Raw genomic sequence first — 12,391 nt, 5'->3', positions numbered from 1 at the left:
TTGTCTTCTCCACTACTTCTACTGTGCTCCCCTCTAAGATGTTTGATGCACCGTTTTCTCCACAGAAAAAGGTCTAGGCGTGTAGACATCTACCTCCTAGACCAACAAAGTCAAAGTATCAACAATAGAAATAACCATAGCAAAAAGAACACGGCTAATACCGAAAAATACTTTAACTCGTAGTCTAGTTCGTTTACGGGAACCAGGTAGAGACACTCAGACCATATTACTGAGGATATACGAGCAATGTTTTTAAGTTGTTTACTGTGTCACTATATCAAAGGTACGAAGGGAACACAACCTAAAAACGAACATTAAATGAAAATACTCATTTAACGTTCGTTTAAATAACGATAGACAATTCTCATTCTTCTAGCCGATCAAGGACTAATTCTTTTATTTCGAGCATTTCTTCATCCTCTGGCCTGATTTGTAAATAAGCATTTACTTCTTCTAACACTTTTTCATCCTGACCTTTATCGGAGTATATGTACATCTTGTTTAAATGAATTTCTGCTACAGGTATATTGTCATTTTCTATCGACTCATACACCGCTAGTGCTTCATCAAGCTGACCCGCTTCTTGTAATTCATATGCTTCAGTGAACTTTGGCTCCATGTAGGAATAGTACACTTCTTCTTCTACAAACATGATTGAGAAAGAATAGATGAAGACGATTAGTACGAAAAGAATAGCTCTAAGCCAACTTACGCCCCCCTGCTTCCTTATGGCTGCCAAGCGTTCTTCACGATCAGGGTATTTTTCTTTTAATTTCTTTACTTTTCTAAGTACAAAATCAAAATACAGTTTATTTGATAAGAGAGCGAACGCTATAAATATAGGTCCCATACTTGTACCCGAAATGGTCTTCTTAAAGTAAAGGATGGACAGAACATCGATCAAGATGATACCACCTAGTAACGAATAGGCATAAATGTTCATCTTACGGAATGCAAACCAAAACAGATTAAAAAGGAACGACGCCCAGTTCCATGAAATCTGCGATTTTTTGTTGGATAATTTGCTCCACTTCTTTTCGTAGACGTCTGATCTCTTCCCCGTATACTCAAGCACTTCTTCACGTAATTCTTCATCAAGGTTTTCAAACTTTATGTCTTTATCCTTTTTCCTCAACACACTTTTCCCCCGATCCGACTAGTTAACATACTAAGGATACGTTAACAATTAGTAAGGGACAACCACTTTCACGAAAGTAAGTGAATCAAAAAGCCAGTCACTTACTTTCATCACACTTAAAAAAACAGTGACCACCATCATGTGGTGATCACTGCCTACATTACCAATCGAAATCTTGCATCTTCTTTTTTAATTCATACAAGAAACCTTGTTCAAACTCTATAAAAAAGTGTCCGTTATCTCTAGTTTCCCTTATCCCTTCGGACACTGAGATTGTCCTAACATCGTATTGGTAAGACGCATCCCATACCCCCGTAAAATCCACTGAATCAATGTTCGTTCGTGCTTCTTTCGCGAGATATTCAAGCCCATCTTGCGTTAACCCATTTACAAAAATTTTTATAATATGATCGATTAACACTGATACTTGTTCATTACGTACATCTGATCCTAGAAGTGTAGCGATTTCTTCAGGTCCAAATCGATTCAAGCCTTTGGTTAGCTGAAGCTCTCTCCCGCCTGGGGCTGGGATTGTTGTAGCTTCCTCCACATCGTCCGTAATAACATCTCTTGGTTCAAGCAATTTCTGTATATCATTCCGATCGATAGAAACATAGTAATCTACTTCTACACTGAAATAATCCCCTAGCGTTTTGCTCGTCGCTTCAGGACCGGATCCATACGCATAGGCATGAGTGAGTTTGTCTTCACTAACTAGTTCTCCCCCTGGCTTTAGAATAGGAACTTTTAAACTACGTGGCATGGCGAAGACATTAATATTATTGGAAACTTTGTCAAAAGAAACTAGCAGGTTAGCATCCGTTCGGTCCGTAGAGTTTGTTACCATAACAACGATCGTAGTAATTTCACTTCTTTCGTTACTGCCCGTGACAACATCATCTTTTAAGGTAAGGGGTGTTCCTTGATTACTGAGGAGAGAAGGTAAGAGCAATATAAAACATATCGCTGCAACAAGTGCAGTCGCCGAAATAGGAAATAGTCTCCCTTTAAAAAAGGTTCGTTTATTTCTCTCTCCATGTCTGGCTTCAATTTTCCTAAACACGTTTTTCCGATCATGCTTTGTAAATTGAAGGTCCTCATCATTTTTACGGAGGGCTTCTTTCAATTGTTCATCATCCATACATCTCTGCCTCCTCCATCATTATTCTCAGCTTTTGCTTTCCTCTCCTCAATCTCGTTTTGACCGTGTTAGGCGTAATGGAGGTTATTTCTGCGATCTCTTCTATTTTTAGAGAATGATAGAAATAAAGAAAAATCACTTCCTTATACTTGATAGGAAGAGATAAGACGATCTCTTTAATTTCATCGTTCGTCGATTGCTGAATCACTTTGTTTTCAACAGAAGTCTCAAAGCCATTAGCTGTCTCTTGTATAAAGTTAGATACCTGGAGCTTTCTGTATCCCCAACTTTTCACATAATCTTTGCATTCATTGATTGTTATTCTGTAGAGCCATGTTCTTAAAGCAGCGTCTTCACGAAAGGTATGAATTTTTTCATAGCATTTAATAAACACATTCTGCACAAGATCTTTTGAGGTATAAGTATCCTTTACATATGTAAAAGCCAATCGTACAAGCTCATCTCCGTAATCAATCATGATTTCTTCTAACATGGCATCTTTCTCAACGTCTTTCATTTTAGCTCCTCTCTATCAAGTGATTTGTTCTGGAAGTTTGACGAGACCACCGGTGAAATAGTTTCAAAGCGGATAAAACAAAATGACTTCCTAAGATTCGGAAGTCACTTGTTTCGTATGCTTTTTCTTATAAAATAGATTCCAAGTATCGCGATTCCAAGGATAGGAAGAATTGCGATGAGAAAAATACTTACTGCGCCCATCCCCAACTCCATTACCTCCTCTCAACTGACCGTTGCTTGTTGTAAATCTCTAATACTTCTCGTACGAACAATTCATCATACCCTGTCCGTTTATGTATTCTAGCAGTCCATTCTTCGATACTAGTTAGGTCTCGTTCGTTATACAACCCCTCTGTCGTACTCATAAAACTACTCCAGTTATAAAACTCCCAATGAGCTGTCTCTTCTTTAAAGGGGACCCTACATTCAAGTAATGGTTCTGGTTTTATGATGTGTTGGGAATGCTCTGCTGCACGATTAAACTCTCCCATCTCAACCACCCTCGTATCATAAACCTGTTTCGAAACCTTGCCATTCGGTCTCTCGTAAAGAACAGTAAGCTGCTCATCATGAGGGCTCACCTGAATACACGCCCCTGGAAAAAAGCCATCAAGCTTTTCATTAGAGTAATCCTCACATTCTGAGTCGATTAAGACAGGCTGTAGCCATTGATCCCCAAGGTCACATAAATAGCGCCTCCCTCTTTCATCTACCGAAACGACAGCAACATGAGCACCTTCTGTATGTAAATCGTGTCCGATCGGATAGGCTTCCACACCACTTCTTTTAAACCCATCGAGCAACCAGTACGCGAGATCAAAGCAATTACCTGTAATTCCATATTGCGCTCGATGTTCTTTCATCAACGCGACTTCTCTCTGCTTTGTCTGCGCTTTATCGAAATACCATGCTTTCGTAAGTGTCTCCATCGGAAAGTCATCAAACGTTTTCCAAACGGTCATAATCTGTTCTGGCGCAATCATCGTGATCCCCCTCATTTTGTGCTAACCCACTATTTCCATAAAAAAGTGCGTTCACCTCTTTTGTCGGTCACGGTCATACGTTTCTGCTTCGTCGAGATGATCGTTCGTCAGGTCATACCCGAGTTCATCAGAGTGACGATCAGGATGACCTAAACGATAGGAATAAGGATGTAAGCGAATCTGTCTGCAGATGAGGGCGATAAAACAACCGATTAATGCGATTATTGTTACCGGTTCAACGTTTACTAGAAGTGATATCATTAAGGTCAGAGCTGACGGTAAACCTACGATGTATTGGATTTTCTTTAAGTATTCCACTGGTAAAAACATCCTTTCTCTGATAACTAGTACGTTTCTTCCGCTACAAATGTTTCATGCAGCGGTAACGTTCATTTCCATTGTTCATTAAGAAAGCTATACTAAAAGATAGAAAACGCTTTTAGCAGTCAGGAGAGAATACCTATGAATCTTAAATATGATGAGATCAGTCCTGAAGAAATCGAGTGCTGTCGTGAGATTTGTAACGAGCTGATGGTTTTCCAAAAATCAAAAGCGAACGTCACCCCGGAATTATTCGATGACATGAGCTTTGAAACACGATTGGTTCCATCTGTGGAAAAAGCGGAGAAAAATTACATTGTCGTTGTAAAAGACGAAGAGGAGATCATCGGATACGTGTACTCGAACATTTCACGTAAAGAAGCGTATGATAATGACTTTGCAACGTTCTTTGATCTATCGTCAGTAAGTGGAGAATTTGTAGGTTGCTTATCTCAATTTTACATAAAAGATGGTTATCGACAGTATGGGGTTGGTTCTAAGCTTTTCAACATGTCGATGGAATGGTTGCGGAATGAAAAAGACGTTCAAGATCATTTTATCTTCGTATCGAACGGCAATCAAAATGCACTAGACTTTTATCAGCGAAAAGGCTTTTTCATTAGTCACGATATCCTCGATGGATTTATTACCGTGTTACGGAATAATAAGACAGCAGTATAAAAATGATAGAGAAAAGCCACGCCTCGATCTCTTGGTCGAGGCGTGGCTTTTTCACTCTAAACGATTTCGTTATCGTGTCACTCTACTGTTTCCTCAACAACTTTCGCTACAATTTTCCCAGTAACGTGACGTTCTGAGAGCTTTACGAGTGCTTCTGGCACTTCCTCTAATGAGATGACATGCTTAACCGTTGGGTCAACATGTCCACCGAGGATGAGGTTCACCATTTCGTCTCCCATTCTAGCAAGATCTGCTTGTTCTTTCTTATTGTTTGAAGCATATACACCACCGAGTGCAATCTGGTGGAACGAGAGAGGGCGTGTAAAGGAAACGCCTCGAGAAAACTCAGGTACCCCTGCGATATAGGCGATTTGACCGTTGAACGTAAGAGCATCGAGAGATTTCGTTGCATTGTCTGCGCTCACCGCGTCGAGCACTGCGTCGATCCCAACGCCGTCGGTAAGCTCCAAGCATTTTTCTACGAAATCTTCTTCCTTATAATCGATCACATAGTCCGCGCCTAGCTGCTTAACATATTCATGGTTGCTTTTAGAAGCGGTCGTGATGACCGTTAAGCCCATGTACTTCGCCATTTGAATGGCAAATCCACCAACACCACCAGCTCCTGCATGTATGAGGATCGTTTGACCTTTTTCAATGTGAAGCTTCCTGAAAAGGGATTGATACGCTGTGTATCCAGCGGTAGGAAGTGCTGCTGCGTCTTCAAACGAGATCGCATCAGGAAGTCTTGAAATCGTATAAGCAGTCGTAATGGCATATTCAGCGAAGACACCCTTCTTCGTCAGATCACCATGGTAAACCACACGGTCCCCTTTCTTCCACTCCGTCACATCTTCACCTACTTCTTCGATGACCCCAGCACCATCAAGACCTAAGATGTGTGGATATTCCCAGTTTGGATTGCCGTTCGTTGCAGTTTTATAATCTACTGGGTTTAATCCAGCAGCATGAATCTTGACGAGGACTTCACCTTTTCCCGGTTTTGGTGTTTGGATCTCCTCCACCGTCATGCTATTCCACTGGCCTTTTTCTTTAAGCAGTAACGCTTTCATATATGCATCCTCCTTTTAAGTAACATGCCATTTTATTTCAGCTTAAAGTATAGGCTTTATATGGGATTTTTAAAAATAACTTGCTTCTAACATAAAAAAAGTAAGGAATCGATAACCAATTCCTCACTCTCATCAACACTTTTCACATTCATCCCATTTGATCTGTAATCAGCATGTGGCCCGGCGCGTGCGTGATCATAATCTCAGGTTTTGCGTTTAAACCGACATACTGCGGTGTTACCCCACATGCCCAGAACACAGGGATTCGCTCTTCCGAATCAAAAGGCGTATACTCCCCGTAGTCTGGATGTTCAAAATCATGAATACCAATTTCAGAAGGGTCGCCGATATGAACCGGAGCACCGTGTGCATCAGGAAATTCTGCCGTGATGCGCACCGCTTCGTCGAGCTCTTCCTTCTTGATCGCTCTCATGCTGACGACCATTCCTCCAGAGAAACGGCCTGCCTCTTTACATGCGATCGAGGTTTGATACATTGGAACAACTTTCTTCATCTCTTGATGCAATAAGCTGATTCCTGCTTCCGCTAGAGCTTTCTCGAACGTAAAGCTACATCCGAGTAAAAATGTTACGAAGTCGTCACGCCAGTACTCCTTTAAATTTAGCGCCTCCTCTTTCAAAGTTCCATTTTGATAGATTCGGTATTTTGGAAGGTCAGTCCGAATATCTGCATCAGCAACATTCGGTTTTACCTGACCTGCTTCTAGCACATCTACTAATGGACAAGGCTTCGGATTTCGTTCGCAAAACTTAAGAAAGTCCGATGCGTATTCCTTAGGAAGTGTGATCATGTTTGCTTGTAGATACCCATCACACATGCCTGAAGTCGTCCCTTGATCCGTTTGATCTCTAAATCTTAGACGTTGTTCACTTGGTTTTAACATCGAGCTCACCTTCCTTTAAAGCTCATAGATTTCAAGAAACTTTGTATTAAAGTCACCTTCTACAAACTTTTCATGGTTTAATAGCTTCTGATGAAAAGGAATCGTCGTCTTGATTCCTTTTATTTTAAATTCACTTAGTGCTCGCTTCATCCGCTGCATCGCTTCTTCACGTGTTGCACCATACGTGATAAGCTTCGCAACCATCGAATCGTAAAAAGGCGGGATCACATAGCCAGAATACATAGCTGAGTCAACGCGAACCCCAAAACCGCCAGGAGGCAAATAAGCTTCTACCTTTCCTGCAGAAGGCATAAAGTCACGATCTGGATCTTCTGCATTGATTCGACACTCCATCGACCAACCTGTAAGGGCGATATCATCCTGCGTAATCGGTAACGTTTCGCCGTTCGCAACCTTGATCATTTCTTTGATCAAGTCCACTCCTGTGACCATTTCCGTTACCGGATGCTCCACCTGAATTCGTGTGTTCATTTCCATAAAGTAATACTGGCCGTCTTCATCATAAATAAATTCGACGGTGCCTGCACCTGAATAATTTACTGCCTTCGCAGCGCGAACTGCTGCTTCACCCATCTCGTTTCGAATCGATTTATCGAGCGCTGGGGAAGGTGTTTCTTCTACAAGCTTTTGCATACGGCGTTGGATTGAACAATCACGCTCACCGAGATGAACGACGTTCCCGTGGTTATCTGCAAGAATTTGAATTTCGATGTGACGGAAGTTTTCAATGAACTTCTCTATGTAGACACCCGGGTTTCCAAACGCTTTTGCCGCTTCTTGTTGGGTTACATTGATGGCTTTAAGTAACTCCGCTTCCTCTCTTACGACACGGATGCCCTTTCCGCCACCACCAGCTGTTGCTTTAATAATAACGGGATAGCCCATTTCAGCTGCGAGTTCAACGGCCTGTTCGTTGTTTTCGATGATACCGTTCGAACCCGGTACCACAGGAACACCTGCCGATTTCATCGTTTCTCTGGCAACATCTTTCGTCCCCATCTGATTGATCGCTTTACTACTCGGTCCAATAAACGTGATGTTATTGTCTTCACAGATTTCTGCGAACGCTGCATTTTCCGATAAAAATCCGTAACCTGGATGAATGGCGTCAACACCACCATTGATCGCAGCGGTCATGATGTTTGCCATATTCAAGTAGCTATCTTTCGAATAAGTTGGACCGATACAATAGCTTTCATCGGCAAGCTCCACATGAAGAGCGTCACGATCAGCCTCTGAATAGACTGCAACCGCTTCTAGGTCAAGCTCGTGACACGCACGTATGATGCGTACGGCAATTTCTCCACGATTTGCGACTAGTACTTTTTTAATCCCCATCTATGCTCTCTCCTATTCTGGTTTTACTTTGAATAGTGGCTGTCCGAACTCCACAAGGTCGCCATTGTTCGCAATGATTTCAACAACTTCGCCATCCACATCAGCGTGAACATCGTTGAACATCTTCATCGCTTCTAACACACATACGACCGTATCTTCTCGAACGGCATCTCCCACTTGAACAAACACATCTTCTTCAGGAGAAGGAGACGTGTAGAACATGCCGACCATTGGAGCCGTTACGGTATGAACATCGCGATCTGACTGTGCCTGAACTTGTTCTTCATCATGATCGGATGACGGTTCTGCTTTCTTTGTCGTTGGCTTTTCTTCTTTCTTTTCCACTACACCGCTCTCTGACGTACCATAAGGATTTTGATTTTTCACTTTTACAACGAGCCCATCTTGCTCATAGTGCACTTCATCTACGGTTGTTCCGTCCATGTTTTTAATAATATCGATGATTTCTTTTGACTGTAGCATCTAGCATTCTCCTTTATCCCGACACTTTTTCTAACGTTCTCGTAAATCGATCGTGACGTTCATAGATTTCTTGCGCTTCTTCTACCGAGACTTTCTTAAACCGAATCTTGCAACCTGGCATCGCCTGAGCAAGGGAAGGAATATCGCTCGCGATAACTGTCGCGATCCTCGTATACCCTCCTGTTGTTTGTCGATCTGACATCAGGATGATCGGCTCACCGTTTGCAGGAACTTGGATGCCACCGAGTGGGATCGCTTCTGAAATGATATCTGCAGACGTCTTATGTTCAAGCTGAGGTCCCGTGACTCTGTAGCCCATCCTGTCTGATTTCGGTGAAACTTCGTAGGCTGAAGATAAAAAGGTTTCTAGGGCATCATCCGTAAACGCCTGCTCATGAGGACCCATCACGACGCGAATCTCCATTTCTTTTTCATACGAAGGGATTTCATCATAGTGGAGTGCACGTCCACTTTTTCCTTCCATGGAATCAGCTCGTCTTAGAACATCTCCTTTTTCAAGAGCTCGTCCTTCAAAGCCGCCGATTCCCGCTTTCAGATACGTTGATTTACTTTCCATCACGACCGGGACATCGAATCCGCCCGCGACACTGATATACGCTCGTGCTCCCTCCACAGGCTGTCCGAACTGCAGCTTGTCTCCTTCTTTCACTTCAAAGCTTTTCCACATCGCCACTTTCTTACCGTTTACTGTCGGTGAAAGGTTTCCGCCACAGATGGCGATCACAGCGTCGCTTAAAACATCGAACTTCGGTCCCATAACGGTCACTTCTAACACACCTTCGTCACCCGTGTTACCGACTAGAAAATTAGCGATCTTCATCGAAAAAGAATCCATCGCGCCTGCTGCTACGATTCCGTACTGCTGGTAACCAGTTCGACCATCGTCCTGAATCGTCGTTAGTAGACCAGGCTTCTTCACTTCAAAAAGGTCTTTAGGCATCTGCACTCACTCCAACAGGTTGTATTGTGATTCCTTCACTTTCTAATCGCTGTCTCAACATCTGTACGAAGCGAAGGGCTTCTGGTTCATCACCGTGTACACAGATCGTATCCGCTTCGATCGAAATGTCCTCCCCGTTCACTGCCTCTACTTTTTGTTCCTTCACCATCCGAATGACACGCTGAACAGCTAGATCTGCATCGTGTATCATGGCGTTCGGTTCTGATCTAGGAGTTAACGAACCATCAGGCTGATACGTACGATCCGCAAAGACCTCTTGTGCGACCGTTAGACCAGCTTCTTTCCCTGCTTTAGCAAGCTCGCTTCCTGCTAATCCAAACAGAATGAGCTCTGGATCAACCGCTTTGACAGCGTTTGCAATCGCTTTGGCAATTGAAGGGTCTTTTCCTGCTTTATTATAAAGTGCACCGTGCGGCTTCACGTGCTGAACCCGTGCTCCGTGTACATTTGCGATACCTTTGATCGCACCGATCTGATACGCAACAAGGTTGAACACTTCATCCGCTGACATGTTCATATCGCGGCGACCGAAACCACCAAGATCAGGAAATCCTGGATGTGCGCCAATCCCTACTTCGAGTAGATGAGCAAGTTCAACGGTTCTCATCATGACGTTGTGATCTCCTGCATGGTAGCCGCATGCGATGTTCGCTGAAGAGATAAATTTCAGCACATTCTCATCGTTTCCAATCGTATATGCTCCAAAGCTTTCGCCCAAATCACTATTCAAATCAACTGTCTTCATGATGTGACCCCCACTTTCTTTTCCTCTGTTTCTACTACATACTCTCCACGTTGTACCGCTTCCTCGATTTCTTTGTATTCTTCTTTAGTGATCGACACGAAGCGCAAGTAGTGCCCTGACTCTAGTAAGATTGGAGACTCACTTTCAGGGTCATAGAGTTTCACTGGCGTTCTCCCGATGATCTGCCATCCTCCTGGAGACTGAAGCGGATAAATACCCGTTTGCGATCCTGCGATTCCTACAGACCCTGGTGCAATAGCAGCACGAGGATTTTCTCGTCTAGGCGTTGCGATTTCTTCAGGCATACCGCCTAAATAAGGGAAGCCTGGCACAAATCCCATCATGTAGATGAGATAATCTTTTCCTGAATGACGTTCAATGACTTCTTCTTCTGTTCGACCATTGTGTTCTGCAACGAATGGGAGATCTTCACCCCCGTAATACGTTGGGATGATATAAACAAGAGAAGCAGATTCTGCTTCTCTTCCTTGTTGTTTTTCACTGATCTCTTCTAACTTCTTTCGTAATAAACCGTATGAAAGTTTCGTAGGAAGATAATAAATCGTTAATGTTGTGTAGGCTGGCACCCACTCAACAACACCGTCGATCGGATGATTCGTTAAATAATCCGCAAACATTCTTATCTTCTGATTCGTTTCTTCCGTTATTTCGGAACCGAATACGAGCTGAATGCCCGTATCCCCGAGTGGATGATAATCAAGTTTCACGCATGTTCCTCCTATCGATTAAGCAAAGAGTTGTGGAATTTTATCAATAAGCGTCACGATCGCTAAATATGCTGTGATCAAGAAGACAAATCCTCCGAAGATCGTTAACCATAGTGGATGCTTGTAATCACCTACGATCGATTTCTTGTACGCTGCGATGAGAAGTGTTCCAAGTGCTACAGGTAAAATCAATCCGTTGAATGCACCTGCAAGAATGAGTAATAGAACCGGCTTTCCGATGAATGCAAAGATGATCGTCGAAACGGCGATAAATCCGATTGTTACGCCTGAATGATGCTTATCGACTTTTTTAGAAAGTGTTCTTAAAAATGACACGGACGTGTATGCTGCACCAACAACTGACGTGATTCCAGCTGCCCAAAGCACGATACCAAACATCTTATACCCGATTGCGCCCGCTGCATGTTGGAAAACAGAAGCAGGTGGGTTCGCTGGATCAAGTGCAAAACCAGCTGTTACGACGCCTAGTACGGCGAGGAATAGAAATACTCGCATGATGGATGCGATCAAGATACCTGAGACAGAGCTTTTCGTTACCTGGTGAAGGTTTTCTTTCCCCGAAATCCCAGCATCAAGAAGTCTGTGACCACCAGCAAATGTAATATAACCACCGACCGTTCCACCTACTAACGTGATGATGGCAAACACATCGATCGTGGTTGGCGCGAACGTATGAACAACGGCGTCGCCAACTGGTGGATTACTTTGGAACGCGACATAAAGTGTAAGCAGAATCATAACGCCGCCTAGTAGACGTGCGATCTTATCCATCGCGATTCCTGCTTCTTTCGATAAGAAGATTCCGATCGTGATGACACCCGTGATCGCTGCTCCGATACGTGGATCGATTCCGAACAATACGTTCATTCCGAGTCCTGCACCACCAACGTTTCCGATATTAAACGCGAGTCCGCCGAGTGCGACTGCGAATGCTAAAAAGTATCCAAGTCCCGGTAGAACCATGTTTGCAATATCTTGTCCTTTTCGTTTCGATACTGCGATGATTCGCCAGATGTTCGCCTGAACACCAATATCAAGAATGATCGACATTAAGATAACAAAGCCAAAACTTGCGAGTAGCTGTTCTGTAAACACAGCCGTTTGTGTAAGAAATCCTGGACCGATTGCTGATGAACCCATCAGGAATGCAGCACCAAGAATGACTCCCCACTTGCTTTTCGTTGGACGATTTTGTTCTAAGTCTACTGTTTCAAGGGGCTGTTCTTTTTTAATACCCATCGTCTTCCTCCTTAAAAAACACGAATCATCTGTCGAATGAATCGCTACGTTTTTTTCTCTTATCTCTACCTTAT

General features: G+C 43.1%; 14 protein-coding genes and 1 riboswitch. Of the genes, 1 reads left to right on the top strand and 13 read right to left on the bottom strand.

Features of this window, described 5'->3' with window-relative positions; translation table 11 throughout:
• Positions 1–160: 160 nt before the first annotated feature.
• Positions 161–263, bottom strand: a riboswitch (purine riboswitch).
• Between the two features lie 101 nt (positions 264–364).
• The 5 genes from ACXAHI_RS13370 to ACXAHI_RS13350 all read right to left on the bottom strand — a co-directional run bounded on the left by ACXAHI_RS13370 (position 365) and on the right by ACXAHI_RS13350 (position 4,099).
• The gene (locus ACXAHI_RS13370; protein WP_474848592.1) at positions 365–1,135 is read right to left on the bottom strand and encodes a DUF2628 domain-containing protein; all 771 of its coding nucleotides are present in this window, start codon (positions 1,133–1,135) and stop codon (positions 365–367) included.
• Between the two features lie 163 nt (positions 1,136–1,298).
• Positions 1,299–2,279: an LCP family glycopolymer transferase gene (locus tag ACXAHI_RS13365; protein WP_474848590.1), complete on the bottom strand. Its 981-nt coding sequence runs from the start codon at positions 2,277–2,279 to the stop codon at positions 1,299–1,301.
• A complete protein-coding gene (locus ACXAHI_RS13360) occupies positions 2,272–2,796 on the bottom strand; it encodes a sigma-70 family RNA polymerase sigma factor (RefSeq protein ID WP_474848588.1) in 525 nt (174 codons plus the stop codon). The genes ACXAHI_RS13365 and ACXAHI_RS13360 overlap by 8 nt, the downstream gene beginning before the upstream one ends.
• Positions 2,797–3,010: 214 nt before the next feature.
• Positions 3,011–3,781 (bottom strand): hypothetical protein, encoded by a 771-nt coding sequence (locus tag ACXAHI_RS13355; RefSeq protein WP_474848586.1) that lies wholly within the window; start codon positions 3,779–3,781, stop codon positions 3,011–3,013.
• A 51-nt stretch (positions 3,782–3,832) separates the two neighbouring features.
• A complete protein-coding gene (locus ACXAHI_RS13350; protein ID WP_474848584.1) occupies positions 3,833–4,099 on the bottom strand; it encodes a hypothetical protein in 267 nt (88 codons plus the stop codon).
• A 144-nt stretch (positions 4,100–4,243) separates the two neighbouring features.
• Between ACXAHI_RS13350 and ACXAHI_RS13345 the strand changes: the two genes are divergently transcribed.
• On the top strand, positions 4,244–4,783 hold the full coding sequence (locus ACXAHI_RS13345; RefSeq protein WP_474848582.1) for a GNAT family N-acetyltransferase: 540 nt from the start codon (positions 4,244–4,246) through the stop codon (positions 4,781–4,783).
• A gap of 77 nt (positions 4,784–4,860) precedes the next feature.
• On the opposite strand, the gene ACXAHI_RS13340 is transcribed toward ACXAHI_RS13345, so the two are convergent.
• The 8 genes from ACXAHI_RS13340 to ACXAHI_RS13305 form a co-directional block, all read right to left on the bottom strand.
• Positions 4,861–5,856: a zinc-binding dehydrogenase gene (locus tag ACXAHI_RS13340; RefSeq protein WP_474848580.1), complete on the bottom strand. Its 996-nt coding sequence runs from the start codon at positions 5,854–5,856 to the stop codon at positions 4,861–4,863.
• 148 nt (positions 5,857–6,004) lie between these two features.
• Positions 6,005–6,760, bottom strand: coding sequence for a putative hydro-lyase (locus ACXAHI_RS13335; RefSeq protein ID WP_474848578.1), 756 nt, complete (start codon positions 6,758–6,760; stop codon positions 6,005–6,007).
• Between the two features lie 15 nt (positions 6,761–6,775).
• Complete coding sequence (gene accC / locus ACXAHI_RS13330; protein ID WP_474848576.1) at positions 6,776–8,119, bottom strand: acetyl-CoA carboxylase biotin carboxylase subunit; 1,344 nt, start codon at positions 8,117–8,119, stop codon at positions 6,776–6,778.
• 12 nt (positions 8,120–8,131) lie between these two features.
• Positions 8,132–8,602 (bottom strand): acetyl-CoA carboxylase biotin carboxyl carrier protein, encoded by a 471-nt coding sequence (gene accB, locus ACXAHI_RS13325; protein WP_474848574.1) that lies wholly within the window; start codon positions 8,600–8,602, stop codon positions 8,132–8,134.
• A 13-nt stretch (positions 8,603–8,615) separates the two neighbouring features.
• Positions 8,616–9,563, bottom strand: coding sequence for a 5-oxoprolinase subunit C family protein (locus ACXAHI_RS13320; protein WP_474848572.1), 948 nt, complete (start codon positions 9,561–9,563; stop codon positions 8,616–8,618).
• The gene (locus ACXAHI_RS13315) at positions 9,556–10,329 is read right to left on the bottom strand and encodes a LamB/YcsF family protein (protein WP_474848570.1); all 774 of its coding nucleotides are present in this window, start codon (positions 10,327–10,329) and stop codon (positions 9,556–9,558) included. Before ACXAHI_RS13315 ends, ACXAHI_RS13320 begins: the two co-directional genes overlap by 8 nt.
• Positions 10,326–11,057 (bottom strand): 5-oxoprolinase subunit PxpB, encoded by a 732-nt coding sequence (gene pxpB / locus ACXAHI_RS13310; protein WP_474848568.1) that lies wholly within the window; start codon positions 11,055–11,057, stop codon positions 10,326–10,328. The genes ACXAHI_RS13315 and pxpB overlap by 4 nt, the downstream gene beginning before the upstream one ends.
• An 18-nt stretch (positions 11,058–11,075) precedes the next feature.
• A complete protein-coding gene (locus ACXAHI_RS13305; protein WP_474813624.1) occupies positions 11,076–12,317 on the bottom strand; it encodes an NRAMP family divalent metal transporter in 1,242 nt (413 codons plus the stop codon).
• Positions 12,318–12,391 lie beyond the last annotated feature (74 nt).

It is taken from the genome of Anaerobacillus sp. ABD4_527, from assembly GCF_056160805.1.
This window is presented reverse-complemented; position numbering and strand designations above follow the sequence as displayed.

What these genes read in the sequence shown, in the direction of transcription:
- ACXAHI_RS13365 (WP_474848590.1), bottom strand. Translation starts at nt 2,279, where the DNA reads ATGGATGATGAACAATTGAAAGAAGCCCTCCGTAAAAATGATGAGGAC.
- ACXAHI_RS13360 (WP_474848588.1), bottom strand. Translation starts at nt 2,796, where the DNA reads ATGAAAGACGTTGAGAAAGATGCCATGTTAGAAGAAATCATGATTGAT.
- ACXAHI_RS13355 (WP_474848586.1), bottom strand. Translation starts at nt 3,781, where the DNA reads ATGATTGCGCCAGAACAGATTATGACCGTTTGGAAAACGTTTGATGAC.
- ACXAHI_RS13345 (WP_474848582.1), top strand. Translation starts at nt 4,244, where the DNA reads ATGAATCTTAAATATGATGAGATCAGTCCTGAAGAAATCGAGTGCTGT.
- ACXAHI_RS13340 (WP_474848580.1), bottom strand. Translation starts at nt 5,856, where the DNA reads ATGAAAGCGTTACTGCTTAAAGAAAAAGGCCAGTGGAATAGCATGACG.
- ACXAHI_RS13335 (WP_474848578.1), bottom strand. Translation starts at nt 6,760, where the DNA reads ATGTTAAAACCAAGTGAACAACGTCTAAGATTTAGAGATCAAACGGAT.
- accC (WP_474848576.1), bottom strand. Translation starts at nt 8,119, where the DNA reads ATGGGGATTAAAAAAGTACTAGTCGCAAATCGTGGAGAAATTGCCGTA.
- accB (WP_474848574.1), bottom strand. Translation starts at nt 8,602, where the DNA reads ATGCTACAGTCAAAAGAAATCATCGATATTATTAAAAACATGGACGGA.
- ACXAHI_RS13320 (WP_474848572.1), bottom strand. Translation starts at nt 9,563, where the DNA reads ATGCCTAAAGACCTTTTTGAAGTGAAGAAGCCTGGTCTACTAACGACG.
- ACXAHI_RS13315 (WP_474848570.1), bottom strand. Translation starts at nt 10,329, where the DNA reads ATGAAGACAGTTGATTTGAATAGTGATTTGGGCGAAAGCTTTGGAGCA.
- ACXAHI_RS13305 (WP_474813624.1), bottom strand. Translation starts at nt 12,317, where the DNA reads ATGGGTATTAAAAAAGAACAGCCCCTTGAAACAGTAGACTTAGAACAA.